24 protein-coding genes are annotated in these 23,113 nt (G+C 46.3%); 23 read left to right on the top strand and 1 reads right to left on the bottom strand.

Annotated features, from left to right (window positions below; all coding sequences use genetic code 11):
- The first annotated feature begins 33 nt into the window (after positions 1-33).
- The 23 genes from AC5YB3_RS01580 (at position 34) to AC5YB3_RS01470 (ending at position 21,807) form a co-directional block, all read left to right on the top strand.
- Complete coding sequence (locus AC5YB3_RS01580) at positions 34-1,659, top strand: hypothetical protein (RefSeq protein ID WP_494526426.1); 1,626 nt, start codon at positions 34-36, stop codon at positions 1,657-1,659.
- Between the two features lie 212 nt (positions 1,660-1,871).
- Positions 1,872-2,351, top strand: a complete 480-nt coding sequence (locus tag AC5YB3_RS01575; RefSeq protein ID WP_310803354.1) for a SycD/LcrH family type III secretion system chaperone — start codon at positions 1,872-1,874, stop codon at positions 2,349-2,351.
- A 47-nt stretch (positions 2,352-2,398) separates the two neighbouring features.
- The gene (locus AC5YB3_RS01570) at positions 2,399-3,505 is read left to right on the top strand and encodes a hypothetical protein (protein ID WP_494526425.1); all 1,107 of its coding nucleotides are present in this window, start codon (positions 2,399-2,401) and stop codon (positions 3,503-3,505) included.
- Between the two features lie 259 nt (positions 3,506-3,764).
- On the top strand, positions 3,765-4,463 hold the full coding sequence (locus AC5YB3_RS01565) for a helix-turn-helix transcriptional regulator (protein ID WP_006081444.1): 699 nt from the start codon (positions 3,765-3,767) through the stop codon (positions 4,461-4,463).
- 9 nt (positions 4,464-4,472) lie between these two features.
- Positions 4,473-4,688, top strand: coding sequence for a type III secretion system needle filament subunit SctF (sctF, locus tag AC5YB3_RS01560; protein ID WP_006081445.1), 216 nt, complete (start codon positions 4,473-4,475; stop codon positions 4,686-4,688).
- 22 nt (positions 4,689-4,710) lie between these two features.
- The gene (locus AC5YB3_RS01555) at positions 4,711-5,025 is read left to right on the top strand and encodes an EscG/YscG/SsaH family type III secretion system needle protein co-chaperone (RefSeq protein ID WP_494526424.1); all 315 of its coding nucleotides are present in this window, start codon (positions 4,711-4,713) and stop codon (positions 5,023-5,025) included.
- Positions 5,012-5,353, top strand: coding sequence for a type III secretion system inner rod subunit SctI (gene sctI / locus AC5YB3_RS01550; RefSeq protein ID WP_494526423.1), 342 nt, complete (start codon positions 5,012-5,014; stop codon positions 5,351-5,353). Before AC5YB3_RS01555 ends, sctI begins: the two co-directional genes overlap by 14 nt.
- Complete coding sequence (gene sctJ, locus AC5YB3_RS01545) at positions 5,350-6,069, top strand: type III secretion system inner membrane ring lipoprotein SctJ (protein WP_259506604.1); 720 nt, start codon at positions 5,350-5,352, stop codon at positions 6,067-6,069. The genes sctI and sctJ overlap by 4 nt, the downstream gene beginning before the upstream one ends.
- 26 nt (positions 6,070-6,095) lie before the next feature.
- Positions 6,096-6,776 carry a type III secretion system domain-containing protein gene (locus AC5YB3_RS01540; protein WP_494526422.1) on the top strand — a complete coding sequence of 227 codons (681 nt, stop codon included), beginning with the start codon at positions 6,096-6,098 and terminating at the stop codon, positions 6,774-6,776.
- The gene (locus AC5YB3_RS01535; protein WP_494526421.1) at positions 6,773-7,426 is read left to right on the top strand and encodes a type III secretion protein; all 654 of its coding nucleotides are present in this window, start codon (positions 6,773-6,775) and stop codon (positions 7,424-7,426) included. Before AC5YB3_RS01540 ends, AC5YB3_RS01535 begins: the two co-directional genes overlap by 4 nt.
- A 10-nt stretch (positions 7,427-7,436) precedes the next feature.
- Entirely contained in the window at positions 7,437-8,465 is a 1,029-nt protein-coding gene (locus AC5YB3_RS01530; protein ID WP_494526420.1) for a TyeA family type III secretion system gatekeeper subunit, read from the top strand.
- Between the two features lie 290 nt (positions 8,466-8,755).
- A complete protein-coding gene (gene sicP / locus AC5YB3_RS01525) occupies positions 8,756-9,190 on the top strand; it encodes a chaperone SicP (protein WP_494526419.1) in 435 nt (144 codons plus the stop codon).
- A 1-nt stretch (position 9,191) separates the two neighbouring features.
- Positions 9,192-13,238 carry a type III secretion system effector BopA family protein gene (locus AC5YB3_RS01520; protein WP_494526418.1) on the top strand — a complete coding sequence of 1,349 codons (4,047 nt, stop codon included), beginning with the start codon at positions 9,192-9,194 and terminating at the stop codon, positions 13,236-13,238.
- Between the two features lie 118 nt (positions 13,239-13,356).
- Complete coding sequence (locus tag AC5YB3_RS01515; protein ID WP_011846702.1) at positions 13,357-13,716, top strand: hypothetical protein; 360 nt, start codon at positions 13,357-13,359, stop codon at positions 13,714-13,716.
- Positions 13,716-15,773 (top strand): EscV/YscV/HrcV family type III secretion system export apparatus protein, encoded by a 2,058-nt coding sequence (locus tag AC5YB3_RS01510; protein ID WP_011846703.1) that lies wholly within the window; start codon positions 13,716-13,718, stop codon positions 15,771-15,773. The genes AC5YB3_RS01515 and AC5YB3_RS01510 overlap by 1 nt, the downstream gene beginning before the upstream one ends.
- Before the next feature lie 12 nt (positions 15,774-15,785).
- Positions 15,786-17,117 carry an EscN/YscN/HrcN family type III secretion system ATPase gene (locus tag AC5YB3_RS01505; protein WP_432359454.1) on the top strand — a complete coding sequence of 444 codons (1,332 nt, stop codon included), beginning with the start codon at positions 15,786-15,788 and terminating at the stop codon, positions 17,115-17,117.
- A 16-nt stretch (positions 17,118-17,133) separates the two neighbouring features.
- A complete protein-coding gene (locus tag AC5YB3_RS01500) occupies positions 17,134-17,535 on the top strand; it encodes a hypothetical protein (protein WP_494526417.1) in 402 nt (133 codons plus the stop codon).
- Entirely contained in the window at positions 17,528-17,974 is a 447-nt protein-coding gene (locus AC5YB3_RS01495) for a hypothetical protein (protein WP_006081458.1), read from the top strand. Before AC5YB3_RS01500 ends, AC5YB3_RS01495 begins: the two co-directional genes overlap by 8 nt.
- A gap of 4 nt (positions 17,975-17,978) precedes the next feature.
- Positions 17,979-18,899, top strand: coding sequence for a type III secretion system protein SepQ (locus tag AC5YB3_RS01490; protein WP_494526416.1), 921 nt, complete (start codon positions 17,979-17,981; stop codon positions 18,897-18,899).
- A 117-nt stretch (positions 18,900-19,016) separates the two neighbouring features.
- Positions 19,017-19,667, top strand: a complete 651-nt coding sequence (gene sctR, locus AC5YB3_RS01485; protein WP_006081460.1) for a type III secretion system export apparatus subunit SctR — start codon at positions 19,017-19,019, stop codon at positions 19,665-19,667.
- Positions 19,664-19,933 carry a type III secretion system export apparatus subunit SctS gene (sctS, locus tag AC5YB3_RS01480; RefSeq protein WP_006081461.1) on the top strand — a complete coding sequence of 90 codons (270 nt, stop codon included), beginning with the start codon at positions 19,664-19,666 and terminating at the stop codon, positions 19,931-19,933. The genes sctR and sctS overlap by 4 nt, the downstream gene beginning before the upstream one ends.
- 2 nt (positions 19,934-19,935) lie before the next feature.
- A complete protein-coding gene (gene sctT / locus AC5YB3_RS01475; RefSeq protein ID WP_011846708.1) occupies positions 19,936-20,736 on the top strand; it encodes a type III secretion system export apparatus subunit SctT in 801 nt (266 codons plus the stop codon).
- Between the two features lie 21 nt (positions 20,737-20,757).
- A complete protein-coding gene (locus AC5YB3_RS01470; RefSeq protein WP_494526415.1) occupies positions 20,758-21,807 on the top strand; it encodes an EscU/YscU/HrcU family type III secretion system export apparatus switch protein in 1,050 nt (349 codons plus the stop codon).
- Between the two features lie 541 nt (positions 21,808-22,348).
- Here AC5YB3_RS01470 and AC5YB3_RS01465 read toward each other — a convergent pair.
- Positions 22,349-22,783 (bottom strand): cupin domain-containing protein, encoded by a 435-nt coding sequence (locus tag AC5YB3_RS01465; protein WP_006081465.1) that lies wholly within the window; start codon positions 22,781-22,783, stop codon positions 22,349-22,351.
- Between the last annotated feature and the right edge of the window lie 330 nt (positions 22,784-23,113).

Genomic DNA, 23,113 nt, shown 5'->3' with positions numbered 1-23,113 from the left:
TTCATGAGCGTGGTCACTTAAGAGGCAAAAAATATGACTGTCGAAGTTGCATTGGGTAGGCAACATACCTATCACTTTAACGAGAGCCGCTTAGAGCGGGTTCTCACCGCCAACACTTTAGATGAAGCTGGAAAAATGGGCTTACTGGACAAAATACTCGATTGGTTTCGTGGTGGCGTGAAACTCGAAGCGATAAAAGCTTTATATCAGCAAGTAACCGAGCCTGGCGATCTCACTCCTTCCCAAGTGGCAAAAAGATTTTGTGCATTACGTAATCTAGCGGTCGATCAACATCAAGCCAAATTTACATTGGCTCTAGGCGACAATGGTGAGCAATGGCGTATGTTGCTAAGTATTGGTGGCCGAACAATTTATCAAACGGATAACCGCGATATAGACACGCATTTCTATCAAGTTGCCGCAGTAAAAACCACAATAACGGCCAGTGATGACCTACGAAAAATGGCCTCTGCACTCACGCTGGAAAAATACATTGAAGGTAATATTCAATGTATGTCTGACAATCAAGCTGTACAGCAAGCCTTGCGAAATAGCTTGGCAGATCCTCGCTTTAGCAGTGAACTGTTTACTGGAGTCCTCCCCAATGACAGCGAAGCCGCGACCTTTGTCGCTCAATTTGGCGATCTTCAGTGGACGTTTTCCAATCGCGCCGAAACAAATGGTGAGTTTCGAGGTGAATTGCTTAAAAGTGCTTTATATTCAGGTGATTATAAAAACCTCGGTGACTTAGCGGCCAAAGGTTTTATGAGCAGTGAGGACAATTCATTGCGTTATGCCGTCACACCGTCTCGCTACGAATTACTCAATTGCGTAGCGGCTCATGGCATGGAGGACGAAGGGCTCACACGAGTGTTATATCAGGCCAAAATAGGCAATACCAATTTAGGGGCTCTTTATGGTTTACCCGCCCCCAAAGATGCACCGCAGCTAGATAATGTTGATGATTTTATCTTATGCGACGAGGATATTAATCTTGGCGTATCCCAAACGGATGTATATGCCGATGAAGAGACATTCTACCAAGGTATAGGGCAGCATCAAACCACCACTACAGGTGATAACTGCTATAAATTACTTCAGCTGAATATCAATGAAGGCTTGCATTATCTCGCGACTAAAGCTAACCCGCATAAGCTGCAAGGAGGCATGCAGAACGTCTTCGATTACCTTGTTGGACGTAACTCAGGTGCGATTGCACTACGTAATTGTATAACCTGCGCTAAGGCTGTCGATGTCAATATGGGACTCATGTTGGATCGACAAAATGATAGCGTCGTTCCGCTCAAATTTTGGGAAGCGATAGATACGAGAGCTGGTGTTATTAGTCAAGTTACGGCTCAGAGTCAAACGATAGGGATATTGCCTGAACAGTCAGTCTCTTCGTTACTATTGAGCGCCTTGCCCCAAGGACAGCGGGCAATAATTACAGTACCTGTCAGTGGGGAAAAAGACTCCCATGCCATGAACTTGTTTCACTTCGATTCGGGTCAATGTTTTTTGGTCGATGGACAAAATGGCAAAAGTTATGATCTTCAGCACCCTGCAGATCGCACCGCGTTAGATAGCCAATATAACGCTCAGGGCCGAGACCTCGCGCCTATCATGCTCCATACCACAGGAGACTTGCCGAATTTTTAAGCCAATGAATAAGGTATGCAATCGGAGAGTTCACGATTTTCTAAGCTATTCAGACACAGGCATTGCAATCCGATTTGATACGCCTATTGGCTAATATTGACCTGGCTAAAAACGAATTAGCATCATCTTTTTTCATATTAATTAATGGATTTTCGCCTTGTCGAGTGGAACGCCATCAATGCATTCAAATTGAACCACTAAAGGTACCCAAAATGATAAATAATGAAATTGAATTAGATTTTGAAAAGCTTGAAGCTGCCTGCCAGTTAGCTTTAGTGAATCAACAGACCTTAGCTGAACAAGTGGGTTTAACGAGCCAAGATCTCGAGCTAATTTACCAATCTGGCACGAGTAAATATCAGATGGGCTTGCCCGCAGAAGCGATTGTCGATTTTACCTATTTGGTCATGCACCAACCTTGGGATAGACGCTTTCATCTTGGACTGGGGTCTTGCCTACATTGGCTAGGTGAATACCAGCATGCCTTGACCTTCTATGGTTATGCACTCGTGATGGATGCCTGCTCTCCCGACGCGAGTTTCCGTATTGCGCAGTGCTTTCTGAGCTTAAATGATGACGCCGCGGCAATCGAAGCGTTACAGATGGCCATCTCACAGAGCTTCAGTAAGCCAGAGCACCATTTTGTGGGGGAGCAAGCACAGCAATTGCTTAGTGCTCTTAATAATCAATAGATAATAGGATTTGCAATCATCATTTATATTATTGAAAGAGGTTTATTATGAATGAGTTAACACATGTTTCTTTATCATCCCTGACTTTAAGCGGTTTAGATTTAGTCAGTTCGGCCCGCGCCTTGCTTAAAACGCAGTTAGGCAGCTTTGATCCCAAACAAGTGCCCCTGAGCTCTGAAGTCGACGCTAAGGTCACTGATATTCAATCCAAGGCACAACTGACACGGAATGAAGCTAAAGAGGCTGCCAATGAGGCTAAAAAAGTGGGTGTAGATCTGGCCAAGTCCGGTTTTTTTAGTAAGCTCGCTTCGGTGGCTTTTGCCGGTATTGCGCTTGGCGTGTCTATTGCTGCCACAATACTCACGGGGGGGGCAGGGGTTCCCTTATTGATAGCCTCTGGCGTTGCTTTTACCTTAGCGGTCGCCGATGCGGGTTGTGCTTTTGCTGACTGGCGCAGTAAAGCGGCGGGTGGCAATGGACTCGCCATGGGCAGCGATTCCATTGCTAATGCTTTAAATGCTTTATTAGGCAAGATGGGGGTAAATGATGATAGAGCACAGTGGTGGGGCAAAGCTGTTTCTATTAGCTCAAGAGTTGCACTAGTAGTAGGCACTTTATGGAGTGCGGTGGTATCTCCTCCTTCACTTCCTGCGCACATTGCTGGCACAGTCAATATTGTGAATATGGCCCGTAGAAGCGCCGAACCTGTCGTAGAAGGGGTTATCGGTTTAGTGGACAATACCTCGACCAAGGTACTGGATAAGCTAAAAGGCACTTCCCAAAATAAATCACTCGAAGCAGAAGTGTCTAGCGTAAAAGCATACCAACTGCGTCAGTTACAAGCCTCAGCCCTTACACAGCAAGGTAATATGAAACTCAGTGAGGCACAGTTGGCAGTGAAAGACAGCCAAGCAAAAGAAAAAACGGCGCAATTTGATGCCGAAATCCGTATGAAACAAAGTCAGCAACTCAGAGGAACTAATCAAGCATTACAGCAACAACTTGCAGAGAAAGATGGATTGCTACTGCAGAGTCAAAATCAATTTGAGCAACTACAGTCACGCTTCGATAAATCCAACGTTCAACTATCAGGTGTGATGCAGCAACTACACATGCTACAGCAGCAATTAGCCGAATTACAACCTGTGTGCTAGGAGTCATAGCTTTAGCTAAATCAATATATACAGTGACTTAGCCTGAGTCATTACGGACAACCAGCAGGGATGCTGGTTAGCGTATCAACCATTTTCCTTTCAGTCGGTTCTTCAATTCTTATCCCACGAGTGAGTTTCTAATAAGTCGTTGTTGACGCGGCTGCATTTAAGCGAATTCAGATCTCAGGTTAACACCTGATGTCAACCCATCCGCTCGCGTTTCACAATGAATCATAGTTTGCAGAAAGGGTTAATCCATATGAGTGCAATACAAATAATTTTGTTTCGACAGCCAGGGAAAATCCATTGTCAGGGTGAAAACTTAGCGATCGGCAGCAATCAGCTAGTCGTCACCACTGAGGAGGCTACAGCCTCGGCCATGAGTCGTGACAGTTGGTTGAGCATCTTTTGTTATCCAGGGGAGTTACACGCCTTATATCACGAAATTGCCGATCTGATTGGCCCGAGCACTGAGATGAATCGATTTCAACTTGAATCAGTAAAAATACTCCCCGTATTTGATGAGCTAAGCAATGTCATTGAACAGTTGAAAGGTAATCATAATTTATTGATTAAGTTTATTTTTATGTACTGTCTGGGTATGGATAACGGTTACTTTTCCGGCTTAATGCGTTACTTCTTAGCCCATAACGACAAGATGCTGAGCTATCTCGAGGGCAATTTTATGCAACCTTGGCCAGTCACACGCTTTGCCGAAGATTTAGGCATTGAAGTACGCCGACTCAATTTCTTGTTTTATAAAAACTATGGTGTATCGGCAAAGCAATGGTTGTTAGAACGGCGCTTAAGTTATGCCCGTCAACAACTGATGGTGACCGAGAAGAAAGTCGCCGACATTGCCTTAGATAGTGGTTTTAGCAATCACGCACATTTTACCGAATCGTTTAAGAAACGTTATTTATGCAGCCCAACCGTACTGCGTGCAAACTTCGCATAAGGAGGTCCCATGGACTTAAGTGCCATAGTCAATCAATTGTCTCAGCTATCGACGCGCTCGGCTCAAGAGGTACAGGCCAAGATGTCTGCAGGTGATTTGAACGATCCCGACAAGATGATCAAAGCCCAATTTGCCATGCAGCAATACTCTAATTTTGTCGGCTATGAGAGCGCCATGATAAAGGCGATTAAAGACATGATCCAGGGGATCATTTCCAAGATTTAACCCCCAATTGCAAGGACTAATTATGTTAACCAGTGCCGATAAACAACTGTTAGTTGAGGCTGCCATTGCCGCCTCAAACCATGGTTTAACATCGCAAGCTTATGCTTTGCTAGCCATTTTCCCTCAACTTATTAGCGATGATGAAGATAGACATATTTGCGCCAGCCTTATCTACTTTGGTTTAAATGAGAATGCTAAAGCACTAAGAGAATTAGCCTCTTGCCAGACAGAAGCCGCCCAAGGATTGAGGTTTTTATTTTCAGGTTCAGGCCCAGCAGCTGGGCGTAGTGAAATTATTTCACAGATGTTGCGTGGAGGTTCCAATGGAAATTCATAGCCTAAGTCAGCTTGCAAAAGCCGCCCAGCAAGCCAGTAAAACCACAGAAGCAGACCCTAACTTAACGAGCCAGTTTTCACAATTAATGCAATTAGGGGGATCGGATATCAGTCAGGCGGTGAACATAGCGACCCAGCCACAGATTACGGATCCATTACAAGGTGTGATACAGAGTGCAGAAAGCAAAGGAGTCGGCCACTCACCCTCTCCGGAGGCCATGTTAGGCGGACAGCTCTTGATGGGTAAAGCCATTGTAGAGGTTGATCTGGCGGCAAAGACTGCTGGCGCCTTATCCCAATCCATAAACAAATTGGTGAATATGCAATGAAATATTTTAAATGGTCAATATTGTTGCTCGTCTTCGCGTTGACTGGGTGCAAAGTCGATCTCTATCGAGATCTTCCCCAAGATGAAGCGAATCAAATGGTTGCCCTGTTGATGCTCAATCACATAGATGCCAGTGCGGAAGCGGATCAAAAATCAGGCAATGTGTCTCTAAAAATAGAGAAAGACCAATTTATCAATGCCGTTGAATTACTGAGGCAAAATGGCTTTCCTAAACCTCATTATGCCAATATCGAGGATTTGTTTCCTTCGGGTCAGTTAGTGACTTCACCTGCCCAAGAGGAAGCGAAAATGGGTTATCTAAAAGAGCAACAACTCGAGCGTACCTTGTCGAGTATGGATGGGGTGATCAGCGCTAGGGTGTCTATTGCCGAACCTGCACCCGACACCGGGCGTCAGCTTGCACAAACTAAGTCGGCCTCCGTATACATTAAATATTCACCTCAGGCTAACTTAACAAATACGGAAAATCAGATTAAGAGCTTAGTGCAGAATGCCGTTCCAGGACTGAGCTACGACAATATCAGTGTCTTTTTGCAAGCCGCAAGTTATCGCTATCAAGCCATTACTCAGCCCACTAGCAGTAGTTCATCCCAATTATTAGCCCAGGTCGAAGCGTACAAGTTGCCGTTAGTGATCAGCTTATCGGGAATAATGCTACTCAGCATTGGCGGTATGTGGTGGATGAGACGCAAATAAACATAACAATTATTTCTGGAGGAACTATGGACGACTTGACCTCTAATCAACCATTAATAAGGGTCGAAGCTACTGGCCAAAACACGTTAAATCGAGTGTTATCGCCAGCATTATTGACCTTTAATCGTCTCGTTTGGCAACCTGTTGCGACTATGCATCCGAGTTGGTGGCAAGAATTACAATTAACCCTTTGGCAGGCACAGTATCAAGCCGGTACCCGCTTAGCGCAGCGAATTGAAGCGGTTGTGGTTTCCCGTTATGGTTTGGCAGACCAAGTTTTGCCATGGGAACTTAATGATCTCGAGGCTAACCTATTAGTCTGCCGACATAAACTCAGTGCCATAGTGACGGCGTTGGGGCTTTTTCTCCTCAACCGCCCTGATTATGTGTCATTACGTGAATATCGTGATGCCTTGCGTCAAGAGTTAAGCAAGGCACAAATTCAGCAAATTTGGAATTTGTGGCCCCAGAGACCCCAACTTGCGACATATGACTATCGAGACGAAGTGACGGCAACAGAGTTAGTTAGTGTCGCCCAGGCCTGCGCCATTACCCTGATAGCACAATTATGGGGAAAAAAACCGTTTTGGCGGGCATTAGCCTTGACCTTACCTGTGCCAGCAACATTGCCATGTAAAGCGGACTCCTTAGCCCCCATGTCCTTGGATATTCCTCGCTGGTTAATGAGATTGGAGCGACTACTATGAACCCATTTTTAATTGAGGTGCGCGCCTGCGAGATCCGTCGTGAAGGCAACCATTTGATCAGTGCAATAGCGTTACATCGGGCGAGTGAGCTAGCGGATATGGAACACTTAGTTCGCACGCGAATTGCCAAAGCACTCAAAAAAGCACGCCGTCAACGTGATGCCGCTCAAACCCGTAGCGAGCAGATATTGCAGCAAGCACAGCAAGATGCCCAAGCGCTTAGCGCCCAATGGGAACAGCAAGCTAAAACTATGGCCATCGACGAGGCCATTAGCTGGCATTATAACGAAGCACAGTTAATCCAAGCACTTACCGATAAGTTGTATGCCAATATTGCCGAGCAAATTAAAAAAGTGCTGACTACTTGGATGCAAGAGCAAGAGTTGTCTGCATTTTTAATCAAACGGTTAACCGACCAAGTCTGCGAACGAGTAGGGCAAGGTGCTTTAACACTGCAGGTTTCAAATGATGATTTTGCTTCAGTAGCCAAGGCATTCGATGGCCTTATGACAGTGCAAGTCTCGGCGGAGTTAGTCCCTGGACAGGCCGAATTAAGTTCTTCGACTATGACAGCTAAGATAGATCTCAATGCACACTTACAGCAATTACTGGCGGCGTTTGTCCCAGAACCATTAAAGGGCGTAGGCTAAGGAGCTTATTATGGTGCGTATCGATGGTGCCAACGCTGTGGATTTTCACAACACAACAAGTGTAAACGAAACCCGTGGACAAGTGTTTCCGGCAAACAATGCAACAGCCATGGCGGCCGCAGAATTAGCCGAAGTGCGTTCTGAAGCATTGGAAGAGACGATGGAAGGATTAAGTCTTGGATTAAGCAGCCATTTGAAAAAGCTAACTTCAGGTAAAGAGCCAACAGATCCCCGATTTACAGCACTCGAGCAGTTGCTACAACAACTGGGAGACACGCAAGCAACCACAGTCAATAAACTGGTCGAACAGTTTGCGAGCTTAGGCGAGGGTAATGAGCTTCTCTCGCAACTTAAACAATTGGGCTTAGACAGCGGCAACATGATGCTATTAATGATGGCGCTAGTCGTGTCAGGCAAGCTAGGTCAGTCCGCCCATAATAAGCTACGCAAATTATTAACAGAATTACTCGCGCAAGAAGGCGCTGAAATTGCGTTATTTGCCGCCCTTGAAGGCGTTGCACTCGATAATGCTGGCCTGCAAGCCTTGCAACAACTTTATCAACAAGCGGTGCGAGGCGATGCCGGCCTAGCCAAATGGTTTGAATTACTCCAGCATCTTCCTGACCGCCGTAAGCGGATCCGTGTGTTACTCAGAGCCCTGTCTGAACCCCTGAGCGATCAGCACAGCGGGAGAAACATGGTCAAGATAGCTGCGGCGGTAGATGACTTACGCCGATTGCTTATTTTTCTCACCATAGAGGAACATTGCCATATGCTCGCCCGTGCGACTCAGCTTGATGGTGAACAAGTGTTAAAAGTCACGTTACAACTAATAGAACAAGCTTGGGTGTATCCCCAGTGGATCGATGAACAAATACGGTTATTACCCTTAATGCCCGCAAGACGATTGGGATTTCTACGCCGCTGGCGGGAACTGCTGAGTATTATTCCTCTGGCATGTTTTCGCGATCCAGAACAGAAAGAACATGTCGAAGAGGCCATGTTGAGCCTACTCGATGACTGGTGTGATCAGGAATAACGATCGTCTGCTAATGCTCGCTTCACGCAGAACTCAGACAACTGTAATGACATCACTGGCAAGGCCTACACGCTGACCAAGTGCAATACCTATACAGTAGTTGACGCACGGTTGCTTGATTGTTCAGCGAGCCTTTGCTTGTCGCATAAGACTCGATATTGGCCCTGTAACACAAGAGGTATTTAAGCAGGAACGCCATTAGTCTCAGGTGTACACCTGATATTCATTTCCCCTGACTCAGGTCAAACTTTCATCAAGGTCACACTTTCACCAATTGAGGGGGACGCTAGATGAATGCACATGACCAATTATTGGCCCAGTTCGGCCAAGCACTCGGCTTACCATTAGTGTTTGATGCTAATGGACAGTGTCTGTTAATGCTAGATGAAAAATTAATGATCTCCATACGTTACGGCGATGTGCAATGGACGTTTTATTGCATGCTTGCTCAGCAGCCGCTGGCTGAAAAGCACTATTGGCAAGCATGTTTGCAATTGAATCTCCAACTTGCTGAACAAGGTAAGGGCTGTGTCTGCTATGAGCCTCAGGCCGATGCATTGTTATATTTAACCTTTATTCCTATGCCAGCCAGTGCACTCCAGCTCCGCGAATTTCTCGGTGACTTAGCCGACACTTATCAAGCACTGCTGAGCCATGTCGAAACCGAAATGACAGGGCAAACCTCATCAATAAATACCATAAACCTCAGTGCGGGAGGACAATAATATGGCCTTAGATATTAATGCATTTAGTCATGCGGCTAAGTTTGACGGCCGTCTTACCTTAGTCGATACCCCCGAGGGCATACCGACGATTATAGCGGCCAAAGAAGGCTTTAAAGAAAAATTACTGAGCATGCTTAGCCACATTCCTTTACTCAAAAATACCCAAGCGGTCCAAGATTATGTCAATGGCTTATCACTCGATAATAAGCAAGTGTTGGGCGTGTTCTTGCAGGCATTGGCGGCAAGATTTGGTCATGATGCTGCACTGGATATAGTCGATGCCGTTGATTTGTCCGGCCATACTCCATTAACCCTGCGCACGATCGAACAACTCACCGAGCGGAGTGAGACATTTGCGCCTCTCCACCTTCCTTTAGACATATGTGAGACTGATGAAGATGCGCTCAAATTGCTTGTCTTACTTTCCCCTATCGCGATTGAGTCCGAGTCGTCGGAGAAGCAAACGCCCAGCCCCTCAGAGCTTAAACCTTTAACCGATCCCATAGCCGTTGATAAAGGCATCAGGGGGACGGCTTCCCATACTTTAAACCAGCAGTTTATAGCGCCACAGGTTTTTTTACATGAACAGGATCAATGTCTTAAACAGTTGTTAACCACACCAATACCACAAAAAATAACTATGCCGACCACTCAAACTTGGTTGGCTTCTTGGGTGTATTCAGAACCTGAACCCATTAAAACCTTACAACAAGCCATTAAAAATTATAATCAAGTACTCAGTGACACTCAGCTCGCAACATGTATACAAAACTTAAATCAGAGTCGAGATCCCTTGATTACCAGCGATGAACTGACTGCGCAGCGAGAGCTTGTCACAACTGCGCTAGCAAAAGTTAAGCAGGCTTTAACCCTAGTCGCTGAGTTGAACGCGAATTTGTCGGTGGAACAGAGCGGTGTCCTGTCGCCACTACTGGCCGAAGTCAATCTGGGATTATCGCAATATGAGGTCTTAACGGCGGCAATGCAGACATATGAGCAAGCCTTATTAGCATCGAACCCGGTGCGCCAAGCCTTATCTGAGTTTCATGCCGCGCTTCCCTATGCACTACAAAACAAGCTAACAGCGGATACCTTAGTGAGCAGTTATCAACTGTTTTCCCCTTTGATGCAAACTGAATTAGGTCAGACAGAGAGAGTAGAATACTTAGCGGCAAGCTTAGTCTCTATGCTCAATGAAGAGAACATCAGCGCGGTCTCTGAGCAAAAAAAAATGATGCCTGAGGTCAAAAGCTTAGTATTACTCATTAAGCAGTTTGTGCTAGAACCCATGCAAGAACCCCTGGCCGTAAGTTCGTCATTTCAGACTCCATTTGAAGCGCAGCAGGCCGAAGCCGAACAGTATTTAACTCAGATAGAACAAGCACAAACCTTACTGGCCGATTGTCTTGCACGGGCCAGTAAGCTCAGTGGAGAAGCGCTCATCACTGTCGGTAAGCAAGTGCAACTCGAAGAACATTTAGCAGCAGTGAAACAGGCGGGAGCTCAACTCGGTACAGTATTATATAAGGCTATCAACCCAGCCGAAGAAGAGGTCCAAGTCGATGATCTCACCGCAACATTACTGTATCTTGGCGGACAAGAGTATGTCGAGAAAGGCAGTCGTTTGCAGTTCGATGAGCCAGTTCACTTTGATGATCTCGCCCTTGAGCTAACGCTAAGAAATGAGCTCGATGGCAGTACTTTTGCACCCCAAGTGGCAAGCTTAGCGCAGCAAGTTCTACAAACTCAGCATCATCTTAATTGGTTTGAGGGCGTAAGCTCCATCAGCTTTAGTCCAAATAATTCACAAGATATTTCACTGTTTGATGATGTTAACAACCTGCGGCTAGTTTCGCAGATTGAGCAAGATCAAACTCGTTATCACAGTTTTCTTACCGAACGTCTTTCCCTGTGTAATGATTATCATCGAGCCGTGACTGAGCTGCTGTTAGCTGTTCCCTCTGAGACGGTGCGTAATCAGCTATCCCAAGAACTCGTGCACATTAATGCGGACCAAGATGCGACCCGAACTTTAGTCGAGCGACTCAATCGACTGCAGAGTGCACAAGACGTGTTAGTGATTGCGGGTAATAACGTCGCTAAATTGTCGGCGTTAACCCAGCAACTTGAGCATGTAAGGAGGGAAACAAATGCTGAACGTGCTGCGGTGAATCAGAGTTATTTCCTTAGCTATCTACCTGAATTAAAAAATAATAATGAACAAGTGCGCGCCTTAACTCAAGAGCAGCATCTCTTATCGGCCAAACTGGACAAATTGACCGAACATTTACAGCAATTATATGGCGATGGCCTAGTACAAACCTTAGCCGAACCAGAAGCCAGTTCCCCTGAACTGCGCGCTTTTCGCACTGTGACTAGCCAGTTAGCGGAAGTCAATCGCTCCCTTGAAGAACTCGATGATGCTTACCAACATGGTTTGTTACAGCTGAAAAAGGCCACTATCGCAGCAAAAAATAATGGCGGCTTTCCAGAACAAGGGGGTATGGCGAGTAGCCATGCATGGCAAAGTTGGTTAGTGCAAAAGTTTGTCGGCAATTGGTCTTCCCAATATCGCCCAAGTTTAGAAGAACTTATTTTATCTAGGCAACTGGCTAAAAATAATATGAGCAGTGTCGCCGAGGCTTATCTCGCTTTAGCCTCAAGTGTTAAAGCATCTAAAACGAGCTTAGTAAATGTGTCTGTTTTAACCTCGCCCAAGGTCATGGTGGCAGCACTGGGCGACCTGCATAATTGGTCTATGGCACACCCGATCGAGGCCCGTGAGCTCGCAGGCAATTTAACTCAAGCCTACAATATTATTTTGGCTAACCCTGGCACCTTTGGACAGGAACTGGTTAACACTGTCACCACAGTGTGGCAAACCGGGACAGTACAAAACCAAGTGCACGATATTCTGCAAGGCAAGAGAGAAGAGCTACCCGATAAAACGAATTTCGCTATGACACCGCAAATGATTGCGTTATTACACATGGCACAGTTAGCACCGTATATTGCGGGTGGGGCGAAAGGGGCTGCTAATACAGGCATAGGTGGGCCTTTAGTCAGTGGTGTATTTGGGATGATGTTTCCCAGCGCAGGGATAGCAACACCTGTCGTCGGCTTAGTTGGCGGCATCCTGCAAACCTGGTCAGAACGTCAGCTTGCCAATAACATGCGTGAGTATCGCAGCAGTGAAGTCATGGTGAATGCTTTAATTAAAGGTATGCAGGCAGAAGGCGGGCTGAGTGCTCGTGGCGAGGCCATTGCTGGCTATATGCTACAGCGACAGGCTCTGCAAGATGTTGGTACTGTCGCCCGTGATTGTTTTGAAGTCGGTAAAGTAGGCGCAGTCAAGCGTGCATTCACAGATATCGCCAATTGGTGGAAACATGCTTCAACGGGAGCCAAAGCCTTGGCTGTGGTGGTGACAATTGTGGCAGCCTCTGTGGTATCGGTGGGAGCGATCGCGGCGGCAGTGTTTACCTTAGGGACTGGCGGCGTCGGTATAGTGGCAGCCGTGGTGCTTGGCTTGGGAGGATTAATGGCTGGCGCCTATTCTTCCAAGGCTGTGGTGTCGACATTGCAAGGGGCTAATTTTTTAGGCATGGCCGATACTGCCCGCGCGGCCGAGGCTGAAATGACAGAAAAAAGGATCGAGCAAGCATTTGCGCAATTGGCTCACACTCCTGTATCTCAAACCTCAGTCATTAAGACGACTGCCCTCAGTGCATCAGGCACCCAAGAAATCCCTAAATCGATGGCGGATGTACTGGGGCTTGAACAGCATCAAGCTGTGCTAAAAGCACATTTTCTGCCGCAATTAGTTGGCCTCGATAGTGATGCGCAGCAGGCCATATTTGTTCAGGGCATGCGGCAATACGCCAATGATAAAAGCCACGAAATAGAAATAAATCAAGCAATAGACAGAGATAAAACCGTCGAGCGAGCCATGAAATGGGTAGCTGAACTGGACATAATGCCAGCGCAATTACAGCAATGCATGGCAGAAATCGATGCGGCCTTATTGACGGAGATCTCGTCTCGATAATCCACAGAGTTTGAATCGCTGTTGATTTAGTACTTGCGGGTATTCAGGTGTTCACCTGATACCCGCTTTTTATTGTCTAGGAGAAGATAAGACCGAGAGTTAATGCAGGAGAAGCGATATGGATTTACAACTAACGCGCAACCTCGAACAATTTTTTCGGTTAGTGAATCACTGGCCTGTGAAGCTTGAGGCACGCATTGAATGCCATTGGCCTCCACACGGAGTGTTACTCGAGTGCCATCAAGGACGATTGTTGATGACGACTTGGTTGCTTAATACACCCGTCCGTGATCTCAAACCTCATTTATCACGTTGGCATCCAGAAGCTTTTGCAGGCAGAGTTCAGCGACTTTTCATCGTCAAAAACCGTCTAATGATCAGTTGCCTCTGTCCATCGACACACCAGGGTCATGATTGGTATCACTTGTATCAGCTGCAACAAAAATTCCTAAATCGTATGCTCATAGGAGGTCAATGATGAACCTCATCAGTCGTTGGTTAAGTAAAGCCGCAGGGCGTCACGATATCATCTTAAGTGCCATGTTAATGGTAGCCGTATTTATGATGATCTTGCCTCTACCGACACCTTTAGTCGATGTTTTAATTGCCTTAAACCTCGGCTTGTCCATAGTGTTATTGATGATCGCCATTTACATCCGTGACCCTTTAGAGTTCTCAGTCTTTCCATCCCTACTACTGATCACAACCTTGTACCGTCTGGCACTCACTATCAGCACCAGTCGTTTGATTTTACTGCAGCATGATGCAGGGGATATCGTATATACCTTCGGTAACTTCGTCGTCGGCGGCAATTTAGCGGTCGGAATTATTATCTTTGCTATCATCACCATAGTGCAGTTTATCGTGATTACTAAGGGTTCCGAGCGGGTGGCGGAGGTGAGTGCACGTTTTTCTCTCGATGGAATGCCAGGTAAGCAAATGAGTATTGATGGTGACATGCGTGCTGGCATCATTGACGCTAAAGAGGCAAAACGCCAACGTGCGCAAGTTCAGAAAGAAAGTCAGCTCTATGGCGCCATGGACGGCGCGATGAAGTTTGTCAAAGGCGATGCCATCGCCAGCATTATTGTCATTTTAACCAATATCATTGGTGGTATCGCTGTCGGTGTCATGCAGCACAATATGTCGGCTGCCGAAGCATTAAATACCTATGCAGTCTTATCTGTCGGGGATGGTTTGATAGCCCAAATACCTTCGCTACTGATTTCAGTCACCGCAGGCTTAATCGTGACCCGAGTGCCAGGAGAGCAGAGACAGAACTTAGCCAACGAATTAGTGATGCAAGTAGGACGTCAACCTGCATCATTGCAAATGGCGGGGATCGTGATGTTCATCTTTGCCTTAATCCCAGGTTTCCCAATTTTAGTCTTCGGCACACTCGGTTCGGCCGTCTTAGGGGCTTCATGGTGGTTGACGCGTCAGCAAAAACGAGCGAGTGCTCAAGGGGATGAGAGCCATTTCACCGAAGCAGGTAAAAGTGAGATGACCAATGTCGACAATATGGCGCCGGGAGCTGTACCGCTGATTTTATATCTTGGTGCCGATGTGCCTATCAATGGGGTTAAAGAAGCACTGCAAAAACTGCGTTGGCAATGGTTTGAGCAATTGGGCGTGCCATTACCGGAAATACAATTACAGATAGCTAAGAAAGGCACCCTAGGCCGCTGTGATGTACTTTTGTACCAAGAGCCCGTATTGCAACTGCAATTAGCACCACAGGAAGTCCTGTTGATTGACCCCATCGCAACGATTCCATGCCGTGTCGAGTCCATCCCTTTTAGTAATCAAAGATTGCATTGGATCAAAGGTAATGCGCTTGAGCAGGCGGAGGCCCAAGGTTTAGCGGTTTGCCGTGATGAGCAAATTCCTGCTTATGTGATGGGTAAAGTGATCGACCGCTATGCGGGGGAGTTTATCGGCGTACAAGAAACCCGTTATTTAATGGATGCCATGGAGGCTCGCTACGGTGAGCTAGTCAAAGAACTTCAACGACTGTTGTCTGTGGGGAAGGTCGCCGAGATCCTACAACGCTTAGTCGAAGAGGGGATTTCAGTGCGCGATCTACGGACTATTTTTGAAACCTTAGTCGAATGGGTACCAAAGGAGAAAGACATCATCATGTTAACTGAGTATGTGCGGATTGCGCTTCGCCGCCATATTCGCCGCAAGTTTGCGACCCCACAAGGTTGGATTGCTGTGCTTATGGTCGGAGAAGGAATTGAAAATGTGATCCGTGAATCGATACGACAATCGACAGCCGGCTCTTATTCAGCCTTAGATATGGCGCAAACTCAGCAAATATTAACCTGCATTCAAGAACAGCTGCCACCGGAGCAAACCTGTGTACTGCTGACTTCGCTCGATGTGCGCCGTTACCTGCGAAAAATCGTAGAACGCGAGTTATTTAGCACACCCGTTTTGTCGTTTCAGGAATTAGGCGACGATGCAGAAATAAAAGTCATAGGCCAAGTGGACTTAGTGGGTGACATGCTCGATGCCGCACTGGCGAGCTAATGGAGGCGATAGATGAAATTACCCAGTAAAGAAACACTTTATGCACAACTCGAACCTCGCTTATTCGCCGCTCAGAGTCTGTTGCCTGTGCCATCGGTTCGCTATTTCGGCAAAGTTCAAGAGGTGGGCGCCACGCTCGTGCGTGCAACTTTGCCCGGTGCGCATCAAGGAGAGCTCTGTCTCATTGGCAATCGCCTAAGTGCCGAAGTGGTTGCGGTCAAAGGCAATGAAGCCCTGTTATCGCCCTTCGACGTTACGGCGGGACTATGCAGTGGGGAGTTAGTTGAAACATTAGGCCACGGGCATCAAGTCCCCTTAGGACAAGGTCTGCTCGGTCGAGTTGTTGACGGCCTTGGGGCTCCTATGGATGGCTATGGACTTACGGCAACGGCATTAAGACCTAACCAAGGTTCAGCCCCAAATCCATTATCACGACAACTGATTGATACTGTCATGCCCATGGGGATCCGCGCTATTGACAGCGCTCTCGCCTGTGGCGTCGGCCAAAGGATTGGTATTTTTGCTGCAGCAGGAGGGGGGAAAAGTACCTTGCTTGGCATGATCGCTGCGCACTGCCAAGCAGATGTGATCGTACTGGCCTTAGTCGGCGAGCGTGGCCGTGAAGTCCGTGAGTTTATCGAATATAACCTCACTCCAGAGGCAAGAGCGCGCACTGTGATGGTCGTTGCCACATCGGATCGTCCTCCGCTTGAGCGAATGAAAGCCACACTAACAGCAACGACGATTGCCGAGTACTTTCGTGATCAAGGTAAGAATGTGCTGTTGATGGTGGATTCACTAACCAGATTTGCCCGCAGTGCCAGAGAAATTGCGTTGGCGGCTGGCGAGAGCCCAGTGTCGAGCGGTTATCCACCAAGTGTCTTTGTCAATTTATCGGCCCTAGTCGAGCGAGCAGGCCCTGCAGCCCAAGGCAGTATCACTGGCATTTATACCGTACTGGTTGAAGGGGATGATATGAATGAACCTATCGCCGATGAAGTTCGTTCCTTACTCGATGGCCACATAGTGCTATCACGTCGACTCGCGGGAGCGGGGCATTACCCTGCAATTGATATCAATGCCAGTGTCAGCAGGGTAATGGATCAGATTGTTAGCCCTGAACAGCGTTGTTATGCCGCCAAGATGCGCCAGTTACTGGCATTGTATCAAGAGGTTCAATTACTGATCCGAGTGGGTGAATACGTTAAAGGTGCAGATAAAGAGACCGATGAAGCCGTCGCTCGCCATCAGGATATTCAGCAGTTTTTATGTCAATCAGTCAATGAATTCAGTCCCTATGAAGAGACACTACAAAAATTACAGTTATTGCTTTCAAGCCATTAATGGGAGGAACTCAATAATGAACCCATCCCAACTTACAATAAAAGACAGGCAATTATTACAGCGGTTACTCGCAATTCGTAGCGACAAAGAAGCTAAATTACGCCGAGAACTGGTCTTACATAGGCAAAAATTCAGGGAACTACTTGACCGGCAAATCCTCATCAACCTCGATCGGCAAGCGCAAACTAATCGGCTGCGTCAGTGGCAGATACCGGCACAAATATTAACCCCAATTGAGTTAATCACCTTTAAGTTGACCTTGATGAATGAATACCAAAAAGAAAGGGCATTAGCCGAAACGGCTGAAATGCTGGTAATTGAAAAAGAGCAGCTGGAATCCACTATGGTGCATATGCAACAGGCGATTCTTTTGTTAGTTAAATCCCAACAAAAACTGCAGGAGGTTGTCGATGAATAATCCAATGGCGATAGCGCGAACATCGAAAATATCTTTCCCCAGTGTTGAAGCCAGACAAGAGTCGGATCCAGAAATGCGTCGCTTGTTTAACCGTTATTTCTGTGGTCAACAGGAAGATGACAACCCCATATCGACCAGAGATCGACTTACCGCTAAGGCGCTACTCAGCCGTGATGGTGGTGTGTATCGGCTAGGGGCGGCCGAAGTGATTCGGCAAGGTGAGCAACTATGCTATCGCTTGCTCAATGGCCCTATGATGGGGCTAGTGATTCAAGCCAGTTATCAACCACGAGGAATTCAATTGCAGTTGTTTCCTAAGACAGCGCGTCAATCGGAACTGCTTGCGAGACTCTTACCTAAACTCAACGAGCAACTACAAGGGCGACGCTTCGCCATTCATTTAGATCTTATGCCAACCAACACAGCAGAGACGAGGTAGACAAGTGAACATCAATACATTGATCAATGCCAGTCAAGTCATAGGCTGTGGCTTAGCCCAACAAGCTTGCCGGATCGAACTGATGCGTATCGGGGGGGATGGAGTATTCTGGCAGAGACGCAATGCACCATTAGGAGTAGGTCTGTGGTGTTCTAAACAGGATTGGCAACAGTGGGTGACCACACTTACTGGCGTAACTTCTCCGTCTGAGGTTGCCAGTGATTTATTACCTTGTATCAGTGCGGTAGCATTTGAAGCCGCGGGTGAATGGTTAGTCGATGTCCTCGAAGAAATCCCTAAGCCATTTGGATTGGTGCCAGATATTTATCCCGTGTTAACGCTTCAAACGGCGCAATTGGGACAAGGCAACGCAGAGTGTGCCAGTCAATTAGCGTGTGTCTTAGTTGATTGGTCGCAAGATGACTGGCAGAGCCAAGTCGAGTCATGGTCAGCATTTTCAGGTAAAACGGCTGATGTTAGTTTGAGTTTAGTGGCCGGTTTTGTGCCCCAATTAACGCCCATACCAGACTTACCTGAGATTGGAGGGGGAGTATGGCTCGATGGTGATGTGCAAATCGAGCAGGGTGAAGCCCTATTATGGGCAGATGGGCCTTTGGCTAAGATCAAGTTTATTACCCCCATTGATGGCCCCCAAGTCCAACTCGAAATCGTGTCTTTATTGCCTAAGATAGACGCTATTCAGTCCCCTTTGATCGCCGAGATCGGTCGAGTGAGTCTCTCTCTGGCTAAGCTCGGGGCTATGATGGCTGGTGACAAGCTAACGCTGGCAGTCACCCTGAATAGTCAAATGATTTTAGGGCGGCTTAGTTCTCAGTACGGTCAAGAGCAGCACCAAACCCTCGCGAGTATCCATCTCCTGCGCGGAGAGTCGGGATTGCTCGCGCAAATCGAGGCTCTAGTTTAAAGGTAACGGTATTGCATTCACTGATGTTAGCGGTTTTAAGTCAGCTAAGGTCTTCACCTGATACAGGTTAATCGCAAAGCGCGCCATGATGGAACCCTAGCCACAAAGGAGGTTTCCATGACCTTACTCGACCACCCAGTCCAATTGATCATTATGTTGTTTTGCCTGTCACTGCTGCCGCTGTTTGCTGTGATGGGCACCTCATTCTTGAAATTGGCAATCGTATTCTCTATGTTACGTAACGCTCTAGGGATCCAGCAGATCCCACCCAATATGGCAATTTACGGCCTCGCATTAATCCTCACCCTATTCACCATGGCACCTGTGGGGATGGCAATCAATGACAATCTCAAAGCCACTCCCATAGTGTTCGATGCGCCCAATGTTTTTGAGCAAATCAACACTGAAGCTATCGCTCCTTACCGCGCGTTTCTCGACAAAAACACCAGCAACACTCAGATTGAATTCTTCGCCAATATAGGCCACAAGGTCTGGCCCGAAAAATACCAGCAAGTGCTGACCAAAGACTCACTGTTAGTCATGGTGCCAGCCTTCACTATGAGTCAGCTCATAGAGGCATTTAAGATAGGTTTACTCATCTATCTTCCCTTTGTTGCAATTGACCTTATCGTCTCCAATATTTTACTGGCAATGGGCATGATGATGGTCTCGCCCATGACTATAGCGCTACCTTTCAAGTTGTTGATTTTTATCTTGATGGGTGGATGGGAAAAACTGATCAGCCAACTAATGATGTCATTCTCATGAGCGAAACTATCATTGTACATTTCACCTCAGAACTACTGTGGATGGTGTTACTGCTGTCGCTACCTGTCGTTATCGTGGCTTCAGTTGTCGGAGTTTTGGTTAGTCTTATTCAAGCCCTGACCCAAATCCAAGACCAAACACTGCAGTTTCTAATCAAACTCATCGCCGTGTGCGTGACACTCGTGGTCTGTTATCACTGGATGGGCAGCTCACTGTTGAATTACGCCAGCATGGCTTTCGATCAAATTAGCCAAATGGGGGATTAGTGATGACAACTCTGCTGCCCAATCTGTTAACGGCACAACTTCCTGTATTGGCACTCTGTATGATGCGACCATTAGGCATGATGCTGTTATTGCCCCTATTCAAAGGCGGGGCTATGGGTAGCGCATTAATCCGTAATAGCCTGATTTTAATGTTTGCTTTACCTACTGTGCTGGCAATGGATGAAATGCAGCCGATACTGCAACAGGCCGACACTTGGATGCTCATCAGCCTATTTGGCAAAGAAATGATTGTAGGCGTGTTACTTGGTTTTTGCGCCGCTATTCCCTTTTGGGCAATAGATATGGCGGGATTTGTGATTGACACCATGCGGGGAGCATCCATGTCGACTGTGCTTAATCCCTTGATGGGACTGCAATCATCGATTTATGGCATGCTGTTTACTCAAGTTCTGACAGTGCTGTTTTTAGTCTCGGGTGGTTTTAATTTTCTGTTAACCGCACTCTATCAATCCTATCAACAACTTCCCCCAGGATTTAATTTAACGCTAGCCCAACCCTTGATGGTGTTTATAGCCCATGAGTGGCAATTGATGTGCCAACTTTGCCTCAGTTTTGCCATGCCCGCCATGGTGATTATGATCTTAGTCGATGTCGCCTTAGGGCTAGTAAACCGCTCGGCGCAGCAGTTAAATGTGTTCTTTTTGTCTATGCCCATTAAAAGCGCTTTGGTCTTACTGTTATTAATCTACAGCCTACAGTTTGCCTTGTCCCATTACCTGCAGACCATTTCTGGGGTAGAGCAGCACGTAGATATTTTGTTTGGACTCTTAGCAGGGCACTAGTGCCCCTGACGGATGTGACCTATGGCCGAGAAAACAGAAAAACCCACAGAAAAACGCTTACGAGAAGCGAGAAATCGCGGCCAGGTCATTAAAAGTGCAGAAATCGTCACCGGACTACAGATGGCGATCATTCTCGGGTACTTTCTCTACGAAGGGCCCGCACTCGTTCAAGCCATTATGGCGTTAATCGACTTAACCATTAATGCCATCAATCTTCCCCTCGAAACAGCGGCCGAACAAATCGTGGGTACCTTCGCCATGCTGGCATTACGTTTTCTCGGTGGGCTGACATTAGTACTCGTGTTTACCATAGTGGTGGGGAACTCAGTCCAAACAGGCCCCGTTTGGGCGACTGAGTCTATAATGCCGAGCATGAATAAACTCAATGTTATGAATAATGCTAAGCAACTTATTTCACTGAAAAGTCTATTCGAGCTCGCTAAAAACCTCGTCAAAGTCACAGTGTTGAGTTTAGTGTTTTACTATCTGCTCCATCGTTACGTTAACGCCTTTCAATACTTGCCTTTATGCGGAGAAGCCTGCGGCATCAGTGTGATTTCGACCATGATCACATGGCTCTGGGGAAGCTTTTTAGGATGCTACTTAATATTTGGGATCGCCGATTATGCATTTCAACGCTATAGCCTAATGAAAGAGCTCAAAATGTCCAAAGATGACACCAAACAAGAGTACAAAGATTCTGAAGGTAACCCCGAAATGAAACAGAAACGCCGCGAAACACAGCGTGAAGTCGCGTCTGGCAGCCTTGCCAATAACGTTCGCAAAGCCACTGTGGTTGTACGAAATCCAACCCATATTGCCGTGTGTTTGTATTATTGCGAAGGCGAGACACCGTTGCCTAAAGTGCTCGAAAAAGCCGAAGATCATATGGCTTTACACATAGTAGCTTTAGCCGAGAAAGCAGGTGTGCCAATAGTCGAGAACATTCCATTGGCACGCGCTTTATTTAAACACGTTGAGACTGGAGACGTAATTCCAGAGAGCCTATTTGAACCCGTAGCAGAGCTATTGCGTCTAGTGATGGCTATATCCTATGACAATATGGAGTAACAGGTTTTACTGCAAGCAAATAGGATAGTTGATGATAATCGTCTCTTAGGAATCCCCTAATGAATGCTATGAAATTCAAATAAGCAAACAAATAAGTGGCCACGGCTTATATTGTTTGAAGTAATCAATTTCGACAAAAACTATTAATCCAACTCCATAAACTGGCGTTAATTCGATACATTTACTAATCAGAAATGAGCCTGATAACTTCCCTATACCAACTCATTTTTCCCCAGACGAGTTACTTACTCTTCAGTTGTGCTAAAGCGCTTTCTCTGCAGATACGACTAGTGAGCGTGTAATAATTATTGATGGATAACTATTTATGTAATTTGTGTTGTATAAACTCAGGTTCACACTCGTTCGTCGTGATAATGCGCAAAACACATTGATTAAGCTCTATAACTTGCGAAAACTGCACTTTAATAACGATTAAAGTGCAGAACTTTTTTCAAATCAGCAATGTGCAATGTAATTGGTATCGCTTCTATCAAACTGACCTATTTTTGTAGAGCACTACAATTAGACTCTAAGACCATTGTTATTCAACGGATTTAGACAGCGGAAGTTCTTTTTGCCCTGCATAGAAAACCACAAGTGTAACGCCTTCTTTACCTGTATAACCGCGATGAGCGCTGCCAACCATCTCTGGCAATACCTCACCCGCTGTCAAAACACGTTTTTCGCCAGTAGATCTTTTTTCCACTGTTAATATCCCACTCAACACATAAGCAGCATTGGGTATCGGGTGTTCATGCCAAGCAAGACTCGTATTTGGTGCAACAGTAATTCTAAGCACTGACAGCTGCGGAGTCCCCTTGGGGTATTCCTTATAAACCACTCCATCCCAAGATTGTTCTGTTTCAAGTAGTTTTTCAACATTAATACCCGCAGTATCAGTATTTTGTGCACTAGTTGTAAATGGAGTGATAAAAAACACTAAACAAAATGTACTGATTAATAGAATTTGACGCATGCTGTCTCGTTGTCCCTAGTTAGCGTTAATCGCTTATTAAAAAAACCAATAATAACATTGGGAAATAAGGTCATAAACTATTATTACTGGCTAATGTCTCTTTATATCAGAATGCGCGCGTAAATTTACACTTACTATTTCCAGTCGTCATTTTTGAACAAATCATTGAGGCGTTTAGGAAATATTTAGAACATCTATTTATAGTACCACTCGGGTACTAACATGCTTTTGCTGACCCTGATACCTCCTCTAAAAGTCATATAAATCGGGTAAAACAGGCTGTTATATGGGCTTTTCGAGAGTTAGACTCACTTTCTCTTCGCAAAATGA

The sequence above is a fragment of the Shewanella sp. 1311 genome (assembly GCF_059338235.1).
The sequence above is the reverse complement of the archived record's forward strand: the minus strand, read 5'-3'. Positions and strand labels throughout refer to the sequence as shown.

Excerpts from the sequence above, each read along its gene's own strand:
- AC5YB3_RS01505 (WP_432359454.1), top strand. The coding sequence starts at position 15,786 with ATGAAATTACCCAGTAAAGAAACACTTTATGCACAACTCGAACCTCGC.
- AC5YB3_RS01470 (WP_494526415.1), top strand. The coding sequence starts at position 20,758 with ATGGCCGAGAAAACAGAAAAACCCACAGAAAAACGCTTACGAGAAGCG.
- AC5YB3_RS01510 (WP_011846703.1), top strand. The coding sequence starts at position 13,716 with ATGAACCTCATCAGTCGTTGGTTAAGTAAAGCCGCAGGGCGTCACGAT.
- AC5YB3_RS01535 (WP_494526421.1), top strand. The coding sequence starts at position 6,773 with ATGAACCCATTTTTAATTGAGGTGCGCGCCTGCGAGATCCGTCGTGAA.
- sctR (WP_006081460.1), top strand. The coding sequence starts at position 19,017 with ATGACCTTACTCGACCACCCAGTCCAATTGATCATTATGTTGTTTTGC.
- sctS (WP_006081461.1), top strand. The coding sequence starts at position 19,664 with ATGAGCGAAACTATCATTGTACATTTCACCTCAGAACTACTGTGGATG.
- AC5YB3_RS01580 (WP_494526426.1), top strand. The coding sequence starts at position 34 with ATGACTGTCGAAGTTGCATTGGGTAGGCAACATACCTATCACTTTAAC.
- AC5YB3_RS01570 (WP_494526425.1), top strand. The coding sequence starts at position 2,399 with ATGAATGAGTTAACACATGTTTCTTTATCATCCCTGACTTTAAGCGGT.
- AC5YB3_RS01495 (WP_006081458.1), top strand. The coding sequence starts at position 17,528 with ATGAATAATCCAATGGCGATAGCGCGAACATCGAAAATATCTTTCCCC.
- AC5YB3_RS01500 (WP_494526417.1), top strand. The coding sequence starts at position 17,134 with ATGAACCCATCCCAACTTACAATAAAAGACAGGCAATTATTACAGCGG.
- AC5YB3_RS01465 (WP_006081465.1), bottom strand. The coding sequence starts at position 22,783 with ATGCGTCAAATTCTATTAATCAGTACATTTTGTTTAGTGTTTTTTATC.
- sctI (WP_494526423.1), top strand. The coding sequence starts at position 5,012 with ATGGAAATTCATAGCCTAAGTCAGCTTGCAAAAGCCGCCCAGCAAGCC.
- sctF (WP_006081445.1), top strand. The coding sequence starts at position 4,473 with ATGGACTTAAGTGCCATAGTCAATCAATTGTCTCAGCTATCGACGCGC.
- sctT (WP_011846708.1), top strand. The coding sequence starts at position 19,936 with ATGACAACTCTGCTGCCCAATCTGTTAACGGCACAACTTCCTGTATTG.
- sicP (WP_494526419.1), top strand. The coding sequence starts at position 8,756 with ATGAATGCACATGACCAATTATTGGCCCAGTTCGGCCAAGCACTCGGC.
- AC5YB3_RS01555 (WP_494526424.1), top strand. The coding sequence starts at position 4,711 with ATGTTAACCAGTGCCGATAAACAACTGTTAGTTGAGGCTGCCATTGCC.
- sctJ (WP_259506604.1), top strand. The coding sequence starts at position 5,350 with ATGAAATATTTTAAATGGTCAATATTGTTGCTCGTCTTCGCGTTGACT.
- AC5YB3_RS01515 (WP_011846702.1), top strand. The coding sequence starts at position 13,357 with ATGGATTTACAACTAACGCGCAACCTCGAACAATTTTTTCGGTTAGTG.
- AC5YB3_RS01565 (WP_006081444.1), top strand. The coding sequence starts at position 3,765 with ATGAGTGCAATACAAATAATTTTGTTTCGACAGCCAGGGAAAATCCAT.
- AC5YB3_RS01520 (WP_494526418.1), top strand. The coding sequence starts at position 9,192 with ATGGCCTTAGATATTAATGCATTTAGTCATGCGGCTAAGTTTGACGGC.
- AC5YB3_RS01575 (WP_310803354.1), top strand. The coding sequence starts at position 1,872 with ATGATAAATAATGAAATTGAATTAGATTTTGAAAAGCTTGAAGCTGCC.
- AC5YB3_RS01540 (WP_494526422.1), top strand. The coding sequence starts at position 6,096 with ATGGACGACTTGACCTCTAATCAACCATTAATAAGGGTCGAAGCTACT.
- AC5YB3_RS01530 (WP_494526420.1), top strand. The coding sequence starts at position 7,437 with ATGGTGCGTATCGATGGTGCCAACGCTGTGGATTTTCACAACACAACA.